General features: G+C 67.2%; 17 protein-coding genes and 1 tRNA gene. 9 read left to right on the forward strand and 9 right to left on the reverse strand.

The annotated features are described in order from the left end of the window. Positions 1-179: 179 nt before the first annotated feature. From HPO96_RS29225 to HPO96_RS39750, 4 genes are all read left to right on the forward strand, one after another. Positions 180-674 carry a SigE family RNA polymerase sigma factor gene (locus tag HPO96_RS29225; protein WP_171677583.1) on the forward strand — a complete coding sequence of 165 codons (495 nt, stop codon included), beginning with the start codon at positions 180-182 and terminating at the stop codon, positions 672-674. Beyond that, on the forward strand, positions 671-1,288 hold the full coding sequence (locus tag HPO96_RS29230; protein ID WP_171677584.1) for an META domain-containing protein: 618 nt from the start codon (positions 671-673) through the stop codon (positions 1,286-1,288). The genes HPO96_RS29225 and HPO96_RS29230 overlap by 4 nt, the downstream gene beginning before the upstream one ends. A 92-nt stretch (positions 1,289-1,380) precedes the next feature. Beyond that, positions 1,381-2,694, forward strand: coding sequence for a S1 family peptidase (locus tag HPO96_RS29235; protein WP_337796859.1), 1,314 nt, complete (start codon positions 1,381-1,383; stop codon positions 2,692-2,694). Positions 2,695-2,888: 194 nt separating this feature from the next. Then, complete coding sequence (locus HPO96_RS39750) at positions 2,889-4,340, forward strand: tyrosine-type recombinase/integrase (RefSeq protein ID WP_171677585.1); 1,452 nt, start codon at positions 2,889-2,891, stop codon at positions 4,338-4,340. A 10-nt stretch (positions 4,341-4,350) separates the two neighbouring features. On the opposite strand, the gene HPO96_RS29245 is transcribed toward HPO96_RS39750, so the two are convergent. Continuing rightward, positions 4,351-4,423, reverse strand: a tRNA-Arg gene (locus HPO96_RS29245). 678 nt (positions 4,424-5,101) lie between these two features. Here HPO96_RS29245 and HPO96_RS29250 point away from each other — a divergent pair. The 5 genes from HPO96_RS29250 (at position 5,102) to HPO96_RS29270 (ending at position 7,459) form a co-directional block, all read left to right on the forward strand. After that, positions 5,102-5,632, forward strand: a complete 531-nt coding sequence (locus HPO96_RS29250) for a hypothetical protein (RefSeq protein WP_171677586.1) — start codon at positions 5,102-5,104, stop codon at positions 5,630-5,632. 90 nt (positions 5,633-5,722) lie between these two features. Next, positions 5,723-6,121 (forward strand): DUF6941 family protein, encoded by a 399-nt coding sequence (locus HPO96_RS29255; RefSeq protein WP_171677587.1) that lies wholly within the window; start codon positions 5,723-5,725, stop codon positions 6,119-6,121. Positions 6,122-6,147: 26 nt separating this feature from the next. Beyond that, on the forward strand, positions 6,148-6,360 hold the full coding sequence (locus HPO96_RS39930; RefSeq protein ID WP_420371476.1) for a hypothetical protein: 213 nt from the start codon (positions 6,148-6,150) through the stop codon (positions 6,358-6,360). Between the two features lies 1 nt (position 6,361). Then, on the forward strand, positions 6,362-6,697 hold the full coding sequence (locus tag HPO96_RS29265) for a DUF2283 domain-containing protein (protein ID WP_171677589.1): 336 nt from the start codon (positions 6,362-6,364) through the stop codon (positions 6,695-6,697). Positions 6,698-7,051: 354 nt separating this feature from the next. Continuing rightward, positions 7,052-7,459 carry a hypothetical protein gene (locus HPO96_RS29270; RefSeq protein ID WP_171677590.1) on the forward strand — a complete coding sequence of 136 codons (408 nt, stop codon included), beginning with the start codon at positions 7,052-7,054 and terminating at the stop codon, positions 7,457-7,459. A 55-nt stretch (positions 7,460-7,514) separates the two neighbouring features. Here HPO96_RS29270 and HPO96_RS29275 read toward each other — a convergent pair whose 3' ends face one another. The 8 genes from HPO96_RS29275 to HPO96_RS29310 all read right to left on the reverse strand — a co-directional run bounded on the left by HPO96_RS29275 (position 7,515) and on the right by HPO96_RS29310 (position 12,554). Then, entirely contained in the window at positions 7,515-8,390 is an 876-nt protein-coding gene (locus HPO96_RS29275; protein WP_171677591.1) for a bifunctional DNA primase/polymerase, read from the reverse strand. Then, positions 8,387-9,091, reverse strand: coding sequence for a SpoIIE family protein phosphatase (locus tag HPO96_RS29280; RefSeq protein ID WP_202886553.1), 705 nt, complete (start codon positions 9,089-9,091; stop codon positions 8,387-8,389). Before HPO96_RS29280 ends, HPO96_RS29275 begins: the two co-directional genes overlap by 4 nt. Continuing rightward, on the reverse strand, positions 9,088-9,297 hold the full coding sequence (locus tag HPO96_RS29285; protein WP_171677348.1) for a hypothetical protein: 210 nt from the start codon (positions 9,295-9,297) through the stop codon (positions 9,088-9,090). Before HPO96_RS29285 ends, HPO96_RS29280 begins: the two co-directional genes overlap by 4 nt. Next, entirely contained in the window at positions 9,294-9,584 is a 291-nt protein-coding gene (locus tag HPO96_RS29290; protein ID WP_171677592.1) for a hypothetical protein, read from the reverse strand. The genes HPO96_RS29285 and HPO96_RS29290 overlap by 4 nt, the downstream gene beginning before the upstream one ends. 312 nt (positions 9,585-9,896) lie before the next feature. Next, entirely contained in the window at positions 9,897-10,358 is a 462-nt protein-coding gene (locus tag HPO96_RS29295; RefSeq protein WP_171677593.1) for a hypothetical protein, read from the reverse strand. A gap of 63 nt (positions 10,359-10,421) precedes the next feature. Continuing rightward, entirely contained in the window at positions 10,422-11,882 is a 1,461-nt protein-coding gene (locus HPO96_RS29300) for a DNA cytosine methyltransferase (RefSeq protein ID WP_171677594.1), read from the reverse strand. Beyond that, the gene (locus tag HPO96_RS29305) at positions 11,879-12,049 is read right to left on the reverse strand and encodes a hypothetical protein (RefSeq protein ID WP_171677595.1); all 171 of its coding nucleotides are present in this window, start codon (positions 12,047-12,049) and stop codon (positions 11,879-11,881) included. Before HPO96_RS29305 ends, HPO96_RS29300 begins: the two co-directional genes overlap by 4 nt. 301 nt (positions 12,050-12,350) lie before the next feature. Further along, on the reverse strand, positions 12,351-12,554 hold the full coding sequence (locus HPO96_RS29310) for a hypothetical protein (RefSeq protein WP_171677596.1): 204 nt from the start codon (positions 12,552-12,554) through the stop codon (positions 12,351-12,353). Between the last annotated feature and the right edge of the window lie 170 nt (positions 12,555-12,724).

Consider the following 12,724-nt stretch of genomic DNA (forward strand, 5'->3'; position numbering starts at 1 on the left):
CGCCCCCCGAAGCCGTCCGGACCGGGGTCACACCGCGGTCCAGACCGGGAGACCGGTCTGGACCGCCCGGTGAGCTGAACCTGGTGAGACGCAACTGTGCGGCGAACCATGCAGCACTCTGAACACCTCGATGCATCTAATAGTTGTGAGGTGTTGCACGCCCAGCCCGGGAGTCACGAGTGGAGTTCGAGGAGTACGTGTCCGCGCGCGGACAGGACCTGGTCCGGCTCGGTTTCACCGTCTCCGGCGACTACCAGCGCGCCGAGGATCTGGCCCAGACCGCGCTGATGCAAGCGTTCCGGTCCTGGCGCAAGGTGCGCGGGGCGGACGATCCGCACCACTACGTCCGGCGGATCCTCGTCAACGAGTACCTGGCGATGACGCGTCGCCGCTCGTTCACCGAGGCGCCGACGGCAGACGTCGAACCGCACCGCACGGTGCCCGACCCGGCCACCGACATCGTGAACTCCGACGACCTGTGGCACGCGCTGCAGGAGCTGTCGGGCCGGGAGCGGGTCGTGCTGGTCCTGCGCTACTACCAGGACCTCGACGACCACACGATCGCCGACCTGCTCGGCATCAAACCGTCCTCCGTCCGCTCGACGGCCAGCCGTGCGCTGGCCACGTTGCGGAGGACCAGGCAGTCCCACCGTGTTGATGAGAGGTTGTCGTGAGTAACACCGAGCTCGAGGATGACCTGCGCGGGACATTGGGCCGCGCTGCTGCTTCCGTGCCGATGGCCACCGGCCTGTCCGACCGGGCGACGTCCGGCGTCCGTCAGGCCAGGCGCCGCGCCTGGATGGTCTCCGGCATCGCCGCGGCCGCCGTCGTCGCCGTGACGGCCGCGGGCTTCGGCCTGGCCGGCCGGGGCGCGACGACCGAGCCGCCGGTCGCCGTCGGAGGGGCGACGTCCCAGCCGCCCCAGCCGACCGAGCAAGCGCCGTCCGCCAAGACCGTCACCGGCACCTGGAACGTGCTGCAGATCGCCGGCCAGAAGTCGTTGAAGGCTCCCCGGCCGGACAACCCGGTCCTGCGATTCCGCACCGACGGGACGTGGAGCGGCTCGGACGGCTGCAACGGGATCCAGGGCACCTACACGATCGGCCAGCGCGGCGAGTTCAGCGCGAAGGCCGGCCCGCAACGACTGATCGGCTGCAACAACGTTCCGCACAGTGACGTCCTGCAGTCCGCCAAGCGGATCGCCATCAGCGCCGGGAAGGACTCGGACACCCTGGCTTTCTACGCTGCGAATGGGCACGAGCTTGCGAGATACGCTCGCGCACGGTAGTCAAATTTGCTTGCGGACCGTGATCGCCTATTGACTGAGCGGAGTCTCTCACCGGACGATTGACCGAGGTCGTCCACTGATAGGGGAGCTCTGTGCGACTCTCAGCCACCGTCCCACTGCTGGCCCTTGGCTCAGTCTCACTCTTCGCAGTCGGTCTCACGGCCACCGCGTCGACACGTTCACCGGCCACCGCGCCGACCGGAGCGACGGCTGCCGACGCCTGTTCGCACGGGCAGCCGTCGATCAGCGCGAGCTCGGCGAAGCGGCTCTCCCAGCCGACCTCGCCGAAGGACCCGCGCCCGCTCGGCGAGACCCTCGGCGAAGGCGTCAGCACCGCGCTCCGCTCACTGGAGCCGCTGGACGCGACCGGCCGGCCGAAGTCGGGCCTGCCGTACGGGCTGAGCCAGGGCATCGTCGGCGTGATCGGCTCGGCCACGACCGGATACAAGGTCGTCGTCGACGCCAAGGTGCTGAACCAGAAGCGCTACCAGGCCGCGATGGCGAAGAACGTGCCGCCCGCGGGTAAGCAGCTGGTCGGCCTCGAGCGCAGCTGCCGCTCGGCGAAGTCGATCGGCGACAGCTGGAAGGCCGTCGGCGCCCGCGCCTGGTCCGAGGACGCGCAGCGGACGACGTTCGCCGCGGATCTCGACCCGAGCAGCGAAAAGGTCCTGGTCGAGTACGACAAGGCGACCACCTCCCCCGAATCGCTGGCCGGGCTGCGTGGCCTCTCCGGCGTACAACTCGTCGAAGGTGCCCTCGGGCGCACGTCGCGGCTCAGCGACACCCCGAAGGGCGGCCACTGGGGCGGCGCGCGGATCACCTCGGCCAGCAAGAACTGCTCGGCCGGCTTCTCCGTCGTCCGCCGCTCCGACGGCAAGCGCGGCTCCGTCACCGCGGGCCACTGCGGCGGCGTCGGCACCGAGTGGAAGTCCGGCCCGAACTACTACGGCACGACAACCGTACGGACGAAGTACCCCGACTACGATCAGTCCCTGCTCACCGGCAGCAGCTACGGCACCAAGATCTGGACCGACGGCCCCGGCGACTCCGCCAACACCCGCACCGTCACCGGCGGCGGCGACCCCGGCGTCGGCACCTCCGTCTGCCAGTCCGGCAGCTTCAGCACCTCACTCTGCGGCCTCACCGTCCGCTCCACCAACGCCCGCTACTGCGACACCGACGGCTGCACCACCTACGTCATCCGCGCCACCCGCGGCGGCCAGGTAGCCATCGTCGGCGGCGACTCCGGCGGCCCCCTCTACAGCCGCCCCGGCTCAGCCACCGCCACCATCCGCGGCATCACCTTCGCCGGCGCCGGCTGCACCTCCTCCCGCTGCACCACCCTCTACGCCGAACGCTACGCCTCCATCACCGGCCACCTAGGCGTCCGCGCCCTCACCAACTAACCCTCCGCTAAGCTGTCCCCGCATCGTGCGCCCCCGTAGCTCAGGGGATAGAGCGTCGGTTTCCTAAACCGTGCGTCGCAAGATCGATCTACAGGCATCAATCCTTCTCTGACCTGCGCATACGCGGTTCCCGCGTGACTCTGAACTCGCACGTGGGAACACTTTTGGGAACAGCGTCGCAGTATTCTGCCGCTGTGGCAGCACCTCAAGGACACGTCGAGCAGCACAAGAACGGACGGTTTCGCGCCGTCGTGTCGAACGGCCGCGACCCGGTCACCGGCAAACGCCGGTTCCTCAAGTCACCGTGGACCGCCGAGGAGCCCGACGCTGAGATCGCGAGGCTCCAGCTACTGCTCCAGGTCCAGCAAGGCAAAGCGACCAAGGGCAACCTCACCGTCATGGAGGTGCTCGATAAGTACCGCGCGGTCGTCAATCCCAACCACAAGCGGCGGACGATCGTTCGCCGTGACCAACTGATTCGCGACTACGTCATGCCACGGTTTGGCAAGGACTTCAAGGCAGCAAAGATAGACGCCGAGATGCTGGAGAACTACTACGCAATGCTCCAGTCTTGCAAGGACAACGCTCAGCTCCGCATGAATCACAGGGCCAAGGAGCACACCTGCGAGCCGCTGGCGAGCAGCTCAGTGCGCCAGATCCACTTCATCCTCACCGGCGCCTTCAAGCGGGCGGTCAAATGGGGCTATCTGGACGTCAACCAACCGGCTCTGGCGGAGCCGCCGGCGCTCGAACTGAATCTGCCCGACCCGCCAACACCGGAGGAGCTAGCTCCCGTACTCAATGAAGCCTGGCGTGACCTGAACTGGGGGATGTTCCTCTGGATGACCATGATCACCGCGAGCCGGCGCGGCGAGATCTGCGTCGCGCGGTGGACGGACGTCAAGTGGAAACAGGCGAAGATCATGGTCGCGCGCGCCGGAGACCAGTACGCCGGCAAGGTCGAGGAGATCACAACCAAACGCAAGCTACAGAAGCTGCAGTCTCTCGACCCGCTCACGATGGAGCTGCTCCAGATGTACCGCGAGTACTGCGAGCGGCAGTGCAAACGGCTCGGAGTCGAGCTAGCCCGCGATGCATTCCTGTTCTCGACAGAGCCGGATTTCAGCGCGGCTCTGAAACCAAACACGGCGACGCAGCGATACCGCCGGCTCGCGACTCGAAACAAGCTGCGAAGCACCCGACTCCACTCGATTCGCCACTATGGCGCCACGGAGCTGTTGAGCGCCGGCGTCGACCTCCGGACCGTGCAGGGGCGGCTCGGACACGCTCAAGGCTCGACCACACTCAGGTTCTACACCGCCTGGTCGGAGCGATCTGACGCTGCCGCCTCTGCGATCCTTGCGCAGACGGTTCCGCGCCCGGACTTCGCCGACCGGACCCCACGCCACGCCTGGGAGATCCTCACCGCCTCACTGCGCCACAGCATTGAGAACGGGACCTATCCCGTGGGCTCAGAACTGCCGCTCGCACGTGAGCTCGCAGCCGAACACAACGTCTCGGTCGGGACCGTCAGCAGAGCGACTGCTGCTCTACGAGACCTCGGCCTAGTCGAAGCTAAGCAGTACCGGCGAGCGAAGGTGATGCGCCAGTTCCGGCCACCGACGATCGTCGAAGAAGCTGGCTGATTCGGATGGGTGCCCCCGGCAGGATTCGAACCTGCGGCACATGGTTTAGGAAACCACTGCTCTATCCCCTGAGCTACGGGGGCAACGCGCGGAGCATAGCCTACAGTGCCCACGGATTCGGCAGCTGCGACAGCGCAAGCAACTCACAGCGCGAGTCGTTGCGGGAGGCGCAGGGCGATTGCGACCTGCGGTTTGGGTAGGCCCCGTGCGACTCGATCCCGCCCACCCGCGGATTAAAAGGGGGTGTGATGGCGTTTTCAGCTCAGGAGCCCTTCTCACTTTTCAGCTCAGGAGCCCTTCTCACTTAGCCTCGGAGTCACTCTGGTTCGGTCCGATTGACAGGGTTTCGCACCACGATTGATCCCACGGACTCCGCACGAGTTGCGCCCAGAGCGTCACCCGAACATGTCGACCATATCTCCGCGCCTGCCCCTGATAGCCGCCGGATTCACAAGACAGTCGGGTTCAGGCGCGGGGTTGAGCTGCGTTCAATCCCCCGGTAGGGGACGCGCGGTCAGGAGACGATCCGCCTCGCCCGCTAGCCCCTGATGCCACGCCATGAAGCATGCGCCATGAGCTTCCCGGAACCACACTGAATGTAGCCGCGTCGCAGCTATACGTGACAACTGTCCAGGTGGTGCCCTTCAGGAGGATTAGCCATGTCCCACGGTCGAGTGTGCTCGGAATCGACGTTAGCGCCGTGCAGTTGTTCGTGTGGAGGCAGTTTGCACGGCGGGGTCGCCGCGCCATTGTTCCGGTCGATGCTGAGCAGTTACACGGAGTCCAAGGAGTTCGAGCTCGTCGGGCAGCCAGCGCGGGTCGCAGTCGACGTACTGGCTGAGGCGATCCAGCGGTCGCCGGCGGATGCGGCGCAGCTGTATGAGACGGTCCAGGAGATCGTCGCGGACGAGTGGTGGGAACGTTTGTGGGAGAGGCAGCCACGCCGGCGCAAAGCCGGACGTCGTCACTGGCTGTGCCAGATCTTGTCCGAGGTTGCGGACATGCTAGATGAGCTCGGCGACGTCGGCGGAATGGTCGCAGATGACGTATACGCCGGGTGTGTCGATGCTGGGTGGGGCCCGTTGCGTAGCAAGGCTGCCTCGATGATTGCAGGCCATCTAGCCGCAGTGACCTTGGGGCCGGCGCTGGCACCGTTGGCGACAGTATCGCTCAAGGTCCGGCTCGTAGCGGTGATGTTCTGTCCCGATACCGGTAAGCATCCTGCGCTCGAGAACGGATGCGCACGGCAAGTCCTGGAGGCGCTCGGCCTTCCTGGCACCGTCGCGGCCTGACCCTCGCCTGGGTATCAAAGGAGCCCGAGCACCCGGGCCAGTTGCACCGGCAAGACTCGACTTTGGCTCAGCGGGCTCTAGACTATGCCAGTGGCTGAACTGGACTACGCTTTCGTCGCCGACTACGCGAAGGTCGAGCGTAGCGGGACTCTGACCGTCGTTGGGGCAAGTTACACGCAAGTCACCGTGTCTCGGCTTCCCGCCGCTCACCTGATGTCCATCGCTGGTCGTGTTCGGTCACGTGTCGACGCTGGCCCCGTGAGTCTGACCGTCACAATTAAGCCGCCGCTTACCGACCAGTTCGTCGTCGTTTTCACCATGGATCTCACGCCCGAGCCGGACGCCCGCCCGTACGGTGACGGCCGCCTCGGCCTGCTCTTCGCGATCACGACAGGGCTACCTCTTGACCACGAGGGGGTCTACACGATCGACCTTGAGCTAGAGGGCTCTCACGCTAGAACCCTCATGTTCGAGGTCATTAAGTCGTAGCGATGGCGTACCACTACACGGCTCACATGAGGCAGCGAATGAAGCAGCGCGGTGTGACCCGCGCCGATGTAGAGCATGCCCTGACTCATCTCGACGCTCCGCCAGAGTCGACGCCGGAGAACAGTGTCAAGTACATTGGTAGGTCCGTGGACGGTCGTCTGCTCAAGATTTGGATCGTTGAGCCTGGCGTGACCGCTCTGCGACCTATACTTAAATCCACCGCTTGGAAGGGAGCGTGACATGGCTACGATCGAGCTTCAGATCGACCCCGTTGCCGCAGCTGCCTACATCTTGCTGAGTGAAGCTGAGTGTACTCGCACCGAGCAGGTAAACGACGAAGTGTTGGTGGACCTGGATGAGTTCGACGTGGTCGTCGGTATCGAGGTACTCCGACTGTCTGCTCAGATCCCGTTTCAGCAGCTAGTCGACCGGTACCACGTCCACCAGGACGTAATTGAGCTCCTTCGCCGTATTCAGCCCAACGTATCCAGCTTCGTGATGCTGACCCAAGGCTCCGACGGTGCCGCCAATGTTCAGCCGCACGCCGAGCGTGTCAAGCAGGACAACGCCAGCTGATCTCGCCGTAGCTCGGGCACTGATAGCCACCCACCGGCCGAACGCCGATGACCTTCGGCCTAACTCGTCATGACTTGACACGGTCGTTATCCTTGATCCGGATCGGCGAGCCGACCCAGAGGGCCCAAAGGGTCCGGATCAAGGATAACGACCGTCGCTCGATCGGCCGTTCCCTGCTCGATGCCCGTTCAGGGGCCGTTAGCAATCGCTGGCCTGATAGCTGACGGAAGAAGTCGGTACGGCGTCCAGGGTCTCGGGCGCCGTCCTTCGATCGGCTGGATCTTCCACCAGGAGGACCCTGCCGCCTTCCGGGGCCATAGAAATTGTCGGTGGGGTCTGGGATCGTGCTGTGGTGTGAAGCTGACGGCGAAGGATCTTGGCGGTGTACGGCCAGAGCATCTGCGCGGCGTGACGGTCACGGAGTTCGCCAAGGTCTGGCAGGCGATCGAAGATCGAGCCGACGAGCTGAGCGAGACGCAGAGCACCAACGACTTCGTGGCCGGGGTGCTCCAGACGTGCCGGTGGATCGCGGAGTCCGGGTGGTGGGCCGGCGAGGTCGTTCCGTCCCCTGTCACTGGGCAGTCGGTGCCGGCGAGCCCTGACCTGATTGAGGCTGAGGTCCGCGCCGCCGAGCGAGCCATCCGAACCCCCGCTGAGGTGCGGCGGCCTGACTACGTCGGTGGTGTGTGGGCCACCCTCATGTGGACATGGCGGGGTTCCGGCGTACCGCCCTTGCGCTCGCCGCGGTCGCAGGCTTCCTGATCGGCGAAAGGGCCTCAGCCGCCGTGAATGGCGAGCTGAGGCCCTCTTCGCGTTGTCAGCTGACCTGGCGGTGGGGTTTGCGGATTCCGGCAGTCATCCCGTTGCTGATGGTGCGCTCGGCTTCACGCCGGGCCAGTCCGATGCGCATCGCCGCGGACAGCAGTTCGTCTCGTACGACCGCCGGCATGAGCGCGCCGATCGCTACGACCTGGCCGAGCGAGTAGGCCGCGAAGTTCAGGTCGTCGTTGCGGCGGCCCTCGGTGGAAGCGAGGAGCTTGTCGAGGTGCCTGGTCAGCGCGGCCAGGCCGTAGGCCTCGTTGCTCCGGGCGTTCAGCGAGATGGGTTCGGGCACAGGTGCCGGCGGCGGCGTGAGGGCTTCGGTGAGCCATTCGGGCAGTGGAGCTGGCCGGCGGATGACCGTTGCGCGGTAGCGGCGTCCGCCGACCATTGAGCCCGCCGCGACGACGTACCCGCCTTGACCTCGGGTGTCGACCTTCCAGCCCAGCCGCCCTGCAGAGTTGCCCAGCGGCGTCCGGGCGGGCTGCCGGAAGTACAGGTGCTGGCCGCCAGAGGGTGTGGCCACCGTCCAGGTCTTCGGCAGCCGTTGCCCTACGTCGAACGCGAGCGCGTCGAGAACGTCACGCCCACTGGTCACACCCCGGGAGGCCCACTGCTCCGGCACGGCCTTCTCGGCGGTCCTCGGCTTGTCCAGATCGAGCACGATCAGCCCGGCGGCGCCGGTCGCCAGCCCGATGTTGTAGGGCACTTCGCTCCACCACCCGGTGATCACGGCCCGGTCCGTGGTGGCGAGCTGCTGCCAGTCCTCGTCTTTGAACACAGGAACTTTCGTGCCGGGTCTGAGCGGGAAGACCGCGAGGCCTCTCTCCGCGTGCCACAGCGCCGACCGCCCGAGCCGTCCCAGGCCGCTCATGATCGGCTCGCCTCGGCGTTCGGCGCGAGCACGACGGCGGTCGCGTCGTCGCGGTAGTCCCCGGAAGGCCGAGCGGCGGCCACCAGCGCCTCAGCGAGCGTCTGCGGATCGCCGGCGTGCTCGGCGACAGCCGCAGCGAGTTCGCCGTGCAGGAGGCCGTCCAGGCCGTCGGACAGCAGGATCAGCAGCTCGTGCGCGGGTGCTTCTGCGAGTGCGACGGTGGTCGGGGAGGCGATGGTGAGCGACATTCGGGTCCAGTTGTCGTGGCGAACCGCGAGCTGCTCGCTCTCTCCGTTGAGTCGCAGGTACTCCCCCATCGTGTGCGGGGTGGTTCGGCGCGCCAGCCGGACGCCGTCCCAGCTGTAGATATGGCTGTCGCCGACCCACGCGAGTTCTACTTCGTAGCCAGGGCGGCTGACCGCCAGCACCATCACGGCGTCCGGGCCGTAGTCGTCGGTGCCGGGATCTGCATCGATGAGCGCCGCTGCGGTCAGTACGCCGGCGAGGGCTCCTCGGGACGCCGCGATCCGCGCAGCCGCCGTGCAGATCAGCTGCATCAGCTCGCTGCCGTCCGGGTCGTTCCCGATGCCGTCGACGACGGCAACGGCCACGTCGCCGGTCACGGCCTCGAAGGCTGCGGCGGCGTCCATGTTGTGTGCGCGGGTGCCGCGCCTGCTCGCGATCCCTACTCGGCTGTTCACGGCTCGATCTCCTTCCGCTGTGGGTGGATGCGCTCGGGGCGGACGCCGTCCGCGGGGTGCCGGACTTCGAGGTAGGCGCGGACGCCGAAGCTCCCGCGGTTGGGGTAGTGCCGCTCGCCGCCGGCGACGTCGAACCGGCCGCTCAGGAAGGTGATCAGCTGCTCGATCTCGGCGGGATCACCCGACAGCCGCACCTTGACCGTCATGCGCTCACCTCGACGCCGGTCTGGCTCGTCCACTGGTCGTCGCGGTTGCGGCCGTTGTAGACGACGCGCAGCGGGCCGCGGTCGAGGAGCCCGTCGAACCCGGTGGCGGCGGGGATCTCGTCGTCGGGGCACTCGGCGGTCACGGCCCAGTCGTCTCCGTCTTCGTTCGCGAACACGATCCACGGGTGTCCTTCGCGATCGACGACGACGGGCGGATTGACCGAATCGATCAGCTCGTCCAGGGCTTCGCGGGTGGTGATCAGGGTTCCGTTGGGGATGAGGGTCATGGTCTGTTCCTTCTCGGTTGGTGTCGGTTGGGCGGGGCGAGCTGCCGGGTGTCTGGTCCTTCACCGGCAGCCCTCCCCGGGTCTTTGTGGTGACCGTTGGTGGGCGGCAGCCCCTGTGGGGCCTGCCCGCTCCTGCCGCTCTCAGGTCCGCCAGAGGCTCCGGGCTCAAGCCGTATCTCTGTTGCTGGACAAGGAATTCAGTGAGCGCAGCGAGCGCCGCCGTCCCGCAGCTGAGATACGGCTTGAACTTGGAGGGGGCGGGCCGTACCAGGTCACCGGCCGCCGCCAGGCGGCCTGCAGTGGGTGGCTTCATCAGAACAAGGTGTCTTGGATCGTGACGGGCTCGTTGGGCGCTTCGAGGCCGTGATCGGCGGCGTACTCCGCTCGGGCCGCGGCGTAGGCCTCGTGCTGCCAGGCCGGGGCGATCGGGTCGCCGGCGTCCGGGTAGCGGTGGGAGTCGCGCCAGACGACGCGGCCGGTCGCCAGCTCGACGACCTGCATCGCGGGAATCCCGACCCCGTGGATAGCGCCGGTCCACATCGCGGCCTGCTCGACGGCTTCCCGGCCGGTGTTCTTGGGCCGCCAGTGCCGCGCAGCGGCTCCGCTCTCCATCGGCGTCCACGCGCGGTCCGCGCTCGGGTACGGGCAGCCCGACTTGTGCGGCTCGGGGTCGGCGGTGCGCCCGACGCCGCAGGTGCACGGTGCCGCGCAGGTCCACGACTGCATCTGATAGCCGGTCGCGGCCGGGTTCTCGACGTCCAACGTGTCGGTCATCGTGTGCTCCTGGTGTCGGGGGGGGAGGGACGCTGTCCGCGTCCCTCCACCGGCTGGGGTTGGTTAGGCGGCGTTGATGCTGGTGAGGTCGTGGCCGAGGGCTTCGGCTACGGCGGCGATCAGGTCGCGGGCGGCGGGCGGGGTGACGGCGTTGCCGAGCTGGCGGACCTTCTCGCGTTTGTTGCCGAGCACGAGGTAGCCGGGCGTGAACGCCATCCCGGCGGCGACCTCGTGGGGCTCCAGCATCCGGAACAGGCAGTCCTCGACAGCGACGCTCATCGGCTCCAGCAGGGACTGGTGCCCGGCCGTGGTCAGCGTTCGCAGGGTCTCGGTGACCGGTGTGACCATTTCCGCGCCGCTGTAGCGGGAGCCGTTGTTCCGCATCACGAGGGCGTGGTGGTTGCCGTTGGCGGCGAAGGTGTCGAACGGGTCGGCGGCGGTCTTTGTGGTGTTGTTGTTGCGCAGCGGGACGACCAGGGCCTCACTCTCGCGGGTGGTGCGGGTCTGCATGACCTGGTTCAGGGGGGTCGCGGTCTCGTTCCAGGTCCCGCCTGCCGGGACCAGCAGGCCGGTCTCGTTGCGGGTGGTCATGGTGCGCATCGCGTCCCAGACCGAGGCGGCGGTCTTGCCGTCGCGGCCTTCGACCGGCACGAGCAGCTCGGGCTGCGTGTAGCGCTCCAGACCGGCCCGAATCCGCTGCATGGTCTTGTCGGCCAGCGGCCGGGTGCGGTCGCCGATCCGCTCGCCGGTCAGGCTCCAGTCGATCGCGGCAGCGGCGGGCAGCCAGCCCGGCTCGACGACCTGGTTGCGGCAGGCAACGTTCGGGCAGCGCCACACGTACTGCGCGCGGTACCGGCCCCAGGTCCGCTCGGGCTTCTTCCACGCCTGCATCGCCCGCACCCGCGCGTCACAGCCCTCGCAGTAGGCGGTCGGCCGGGTCCACCGGTTCAGGTCCGGGCATGTGGTCTTGCGCAGGTGCGCCACGACGTAGAGCCGGTCGCGTGACTGCGGCGCCGGGAGTCCACTGGCCTGGGCGTGCATCGAGTTCAGGTACACGCTGTGCAGGCAGTAGCCAAGGGCATCGAGCCCGGATCGCCAAGCGGGCCACAGGACCCACAGCGCGACGTCCACGACGTTCTCGACCACGATCGCTGAGTACCGGTGATACTCGGCGAACCGGACGACGTCCCACATCGTCGCCCGGGACCGCTCGGCCGCCTCGTCGGGCAGGGTGTCGCCGAACAGGTCGGGCATCGCGTCGGCGTTACGTTTGCGGCCCTTGGCCTGGGAGTGGTTCGTGCACTCCGGCGAAGCCCACAAGATGTCGGTGCGGGGGTAGCGGCTCGGCTCCACCTGCGACAGGTCAGCGCAGTCGTGATCGGTGTCGGGGTGGTTGGCGTTGTGGGTTTCGACGGCCAGGTTCCAGTGGTTCGCGGCCAGCCGAACCGTCACGCCGGGAACCTGGACGGCTCCCGTGCTCGATCCCCCGGCGCCACAGAACAGGTCAGTAATCGTGAGGCTCATCGGGCATCGCCCTTGCGGCCGGTCTTGAGCTGGCCATCGGCGGTGTAGCGGTGGGGGCAGCAGATCATCGACCCGCAGTGCGAGTGCTTCGTGATGCTGCAGTTCGCGGTGCAGACGGTGTAACCCGGCTGCGGCGCGGTGGCCGGGGTCTTCTTGGTGTTCTTCACGGTGGTCTCCTTGCGACTGGTCCGTGCCCGCTGGTGGGCTTGTGTAGCGGCAGCCCCGTTCTTGGGGGCCTGCCGGCTACTGCCGCTGACCAGAGCGGTTAGAGGCTCCGCGCGATTTGGTTTCGGTCGTTGTCAGCTGGTGGACGCTCTTTGTCCTCCAGGTGAGAACTGCCGGAACCGAATCGGGTGGAGGGGGCCGGTCTGGTAGCCGCCCGCCATACCCAGCCACCGACTTCTTTGTCCGGCCCTTGGGCCGGAGTCCCCGCCCCGAAGGGCGGGGCACACACGGCCGGAGGTTCGTTCAGAAGGGAACGTCAGGGTCTGCGGTGAAGTGCTGGTGCTGCTCGGTCTGCTGGGTAGCGGTGTCGTCGGCACTCCACCGCGCGAGCTGCTCGTCGCGGTCGGCGGTGTTCGCGGCGCGCACGGCGGTGGTCGTGTTGTCGACGGTGACCGAAGCACGGCTTACGGCGGTGCTGCAGGCTGAGCGTTCGACGGCGGATTTCACCTCGGCCGCCTTTTTGGGTGCCGCGTGGTCATCCTCGCCGGGTGTGCTTTCGCGTAGTCGTCCGCGACGACACGCTCAGCTGTCGGCGCTGCGTCGCTGACGTGGTCGTCGGCGTAGCTGGGATGGCGGTGCTCGTTGGCGTTCATCGTGTCTGTCCTTTCTGTTGGTCG

The sequence above is a fragment of the Kribbella sandramycini genome, assembly GCF_013131805.1.
GTDB lineage: Bacteria > Actinomycetota > Actinomycetes > Propionibacteriales > Kribbellaceae > Kribbella > Kribbella sandramycini.

What these genes read in the sequence shown, in the direction of transcription:
- HPO96_RS29275 (WP_171677591.1), bottom strand. Translation starts at nt 8,390, where the DNA reads ATGAGCGGCCTGGGACGGCTCGGGCGGTCGGCGCTGTGGCACGCGGAG.
- HPO96_RS29285 (WP_171677348.1), bottom strand. Translation starts at nt 9,297, where the DNA reads ATGACGGTCAAGGTGCGGCTGTCGGGTGATCCCGCCGAGATCGAGCAG.
- HPO96_RS29265 (WP_171677589.1), top strand. Translation starts at nt 6,362, where the DNA reads ATGGCTACGATCGAGCTTCAGATCGACCCCGTTGCCGCAGCTGCCTAC.
- HPO96_RS29295 (WP_171677593.1), bottom strand. Translation starts at nt 10,358, where the DNA reads ATGACCGACACGTTGGACGTCGAGAACCCGGCCGCGACCGGCTATCAG.
- HPO96_RS29250 (WP_171677586.1), top strand. Translation starts at nt 5,102, where the DNA reads ATGCTGAGCAGTTACACGGAGTCCAAGGAGTTCGAGCTCGTCGGGCAG.
- HPO96_RS39930 (WP_420371476.1), top strand. Translation starts at nt 6,148, where the DNA reads ATGAGGCAGCGAATGAAGCAGCGCGGTGTGACCCGCGCCGATGTAGAG.
- HPO96_RS29300 (WP_171677594.1), bottom strand. Translation starts at nt 11,882, where the DNA reads ATGAGCCTCACGATTACTGACCTGTTCTGTGGCGCCGGGGGATCGAGC.
- HPO96_RS29290 (WP_171677592.1), bottom strand. Translation starts at nt 9,584, where the DNA reads ATGACCCTCATCCCCAACGGAACCCTGATCACCACCCGCGAAGCCCTG.